The organism is Nocardia sp. NPDC006982, assembly GCF_042869435.1.
Lineage (GTDB): Bacteria > Actinomycetota > Actinomycetes > Mycobacteriales > Mycobacteriaceae > Nocardia.
In genome coordinates this window covers 1-3,480 of the sequence record NZ_JBIAFV010000067.1, presented here as the reverse complement: position 1 = coordinate 3,480, position 3,480 = coordinate 1, and the positions used below count along the sequence as shown (strand labels likewise).

Genomic DNA, 3,480 nt, shown 5'->3' with positions numbered 1-3,480 from the left:
GCTCGTCGAGCACATTGAAGCCGGGTTCGTTGTCGGAGCTCATGGGTGAGTGCTCACTTCTGTTGACCCGTGCGATGAATCCACCGACGGTTGATCCGCTTCCTGCTGTTCCCGGAACCCGGTGTCGCGGGTGTAGCGCACCCTGTGTCCGGCGATGTCGCCGTAGCCGTCCTCGTCGATAACCAGGACAGGGAGCCGGTAGATCAGTGGTGAGAACTCCCACTCCTCCGGAGTCGATGCCCACAGCGCGGATTCAGCGTGCTCATTGCTGAACTGCAACGGCAGCCGCAGCGAGCACGCGGCAACGATCCGCGCCACCTCATCCGATGGCGTCTCACCACGCGGCACAGGCACATGCCCCTCGCCGTCGGGCAGCCACGCGGGGGTGAACCAGTCACCGGAGGCCGATTCCTGGACGACGACAGCTTCCAGACTCGGGGCGCCATCACGGACTTGACCTTGGCCTTGCGAATCATCGTCGGTGTCACCGACATTCGCCGACACCCACCCGACGATCGCTTTGCCCGGCCGCGTCGGCTGCTTGATCTGGAACGTCTCAGCTTTCGATATGCGGTTGGCGGTCTTGTCCAGCCAGTGTCGCCGAGCCCGGTCCATCGCATCCTGCCAGGACGCGGGACCGAGTTCCTCCGGCCCGTAGGCGTTTTGAACCAGCGGTGCGATGTCGTCGGGCAGCGCGATCGTGGCGCCGAGCTTCGGCAGCAATACCGCAGCCGCACGCAGCAGCGTGTGCTCGTCGTACACATAGCGTGCCGCCGCGCGTTCCAGCTCGGGCGCATCGTCGGTGAATGTCACTCCGGCGATGAAAGCTTGGGCTACACGGACTTTCGGTTTCCGATCGCATTGATCGGGTCCTCGTTGGTGGCGGTGCAGCCGTCCCATCCGCTGCAGCAGCAAATCGATCGGCGCGAGATCGGTGACCAACACGTCGAAATCGACATCCAGGGATTGCTCGACCACCTGGGATGCGACGACGATATGCCGCTGCGGTCTTCCGATCGCTCGTGCCGGGTTCCCGAAGCAGTCGAGCAGCTCGATATCTCTACGCATCCGGTCGGCGGCGATGAACCGAGAATGCGCGACGATCACCTCACCGGGAAACCACCGCTCGAGCACCGCGGCGGTGTCCAGCACACGGCGAACAGTGTTGCGCACGACCAGCGCACACCCACCGTCAGAGAGTTTGTCGCGCAACAGCGCGACCAACGCCTCACCGTCGTCATCGACCTCACCACCGAGAACATCCAGATGCACGGTCGTGCCGCGCCCGGAGGGTTCGACTTCGCGACTGTGAATACCGTTCTCCGAGGTCCAGGACAGGATCGGGTAGCCCGCCACATCGGCGATATCGGGTACCTGGTCGCGGTCGACCCCACGCTGATACGCCTGCAGCAGCGCGTGTCGCCGATCCGCGGGCAGCGTCGCCGACAACGCGATCACCGGAACCCGGTACGCGCCAAGCCAAGTGAGTACCATCATCAGGTAGGAGTTCATGTAGGCGTCGTAGGCGTGGACCTCATCCAGCAGCACCACCTTCCCGGCGAGCCCGAGATGACGCAGCATCAGATGCCGCGACTTCAGCCCCGCGAACAGCAGCTGATCGATGGTGCCGACCGAGAAATTCGCCAGTTGAGCCTTCTTCCGCCCCGACAGCCACGAATGCGCGACCACCGCGTGCGGCGCGGCGCCCCGCCCACCGGTGTGGTGGCCGTGGTTTTCGTCGCAGCCGATCTCAGCATCCCGGATCCGACCGGCCCGCACCAACCCCTGGAACAATCGGTTGAATCGCGCCTTGCCATGCCCGAGCGTGATCGAACCCCCGACCTCCTGCCCCTCGGCGCCTAAGGCGTCGAGCCAGTCGACCACCCGATCGAACATCGCATCACTGGTCGCCTGCGTCGGTAACGCCACCATCAAACCGCCTGCGCCCCAACGCTGCGCGAAGATCTCCGCCACCGCCAGCGCCGCCTCGGTCTTGCCCTCCCCCATCGGCGCCTCGACGATCAACAACCCCGGCTCGGGCATCGCCCGAGCCACCTCACACGCCGCAACCTGCACCGGCCGAGGTGTCGCGCCGTCTGGCAAAGCGAACCGCGAGGCGAACAACTCCGGTACCGCCGCCGGAATAGCCGACGGTGACCACGGCCGCGGCAACGCCAACGCCGCCAATGCACGACCGGACCGCTCCGGGTCGACCACAGCCTCGGGTAATCGAACGGTATGAAAGGGCAGCAGATCCTCGTTGCTGGCGATCCAATCCGACACGATCACGATCCCGGTGACCAGGACCTGGAAACGCGCCGACAGCTTCAGCTCACACCAACCATCCAGATACTCCAACACTCCGGTCCGGGATGCCATGCGCTCCAGCAGCTCTCGCTGCACCCGCACCCACGCCCCCGCACCCAACAAATTCGGATACTTCTCCGGGAACAGGCGATCGTCCTCATCCAGTGGCACACCGTGATGACCACCCACCACCACACCCCACGACACCGCCCACCGCCGCGACCACCCCCGCTCGACCAGCCATCGAATCAGCAGATGATGACCCGCCACCGTGTGATGCGCCCGCCGCCGATCCACCAACTCATGCCGGGTTGTCGGCATATACAACCCGTGCTCGCGCATCCGCTGAGCAAGCCCCTCATCCTGAACCGCGAACGCAGGAGTCGCTTTTCCCAGATCATGCACACCAGCCAAGAAGCGCACCGCGCACCGCGCCGCAGCCGCATCACCCCCGAACTCCGCAGCCAGCAACCCCACAACGCTCGGCGCCAGCCACTCATCGAACAACAACCCGGCAACATCAGCCGAATCATCCATGTGCTGCCACAACGGAAGCCACCCACCCACACCATTCGGCGACTTCGCCCACACCGAACGCGCAGCCTCGCTCAACACCAAATCCACCCCTAAATGAATAGATGCGTGTGCTCCGTCACGGGAGATACCGAGCACTCTCGCACCCCCCACCGACAGGTTCTCGACCTACAACCCCAATACCGCAACAGCCGACGACCTTTCGGCCACGCTACCCGCCACAACACACCCACACCCACGCTTTAACACGACAACTTCGCAAACCGCCAGCGCCACCTCCCGCTACAAACAGTGCCGCCGACACCTTCCCACCCAGCAGAAACCTGCCGTACTAACAGCACAAATCGACACCCCCGTACACGGGGAACAGGCCACCTCGATCGCCGCTGCCTGCGGATCACCCCCGCGCGGGGAGCATGCGGGGACGATCACACCTTTGCCGTCGCGGCCCGGTTAATCCCCGCTGCGCGGGGAGTACGTCGTCGACGGCAACGGCACCGAGTTCATCGGCGGATCATCCCCGTGTCGACGCTCTTCGAATTCCGGATCTGGCACGCTTTCCGTGATTGACCCATGCGAATTGCGTTCTGGGGCATGATGATTGATCATGTGCCCGGTGTTCTGAGCTTGGGCCGTTGG

At 64.4% G+C, this 3,480-nt stretch carries 2 protein-coding genes; both read right to left on the bottom strand.

All coding sequences use genetic code 11. The annotated features are described in order from the left end of the window. Positions 1–39: 39 nt before the first annotated feature. Positions 40–2,898, bottom strand: coding sequence for a CRISPR-associated helicase Cas3' (cas3, locus tag ACFYOW_RS49385; protein ID WP_387299105.1), 2,859 nt, complete (start codon positions 2,896–2,898; stop codon positions 40–42). Positions 2,899–3,294: 396 nt separating this feature from the next. Continuing rightward, positions 3,295–3,480: hypothetical protein (locus ACFYOW_RS49380; protein ID WP_387299103.1), on the bottom strand; the 186-nt coding region annotated here is incomplete at its 5' end.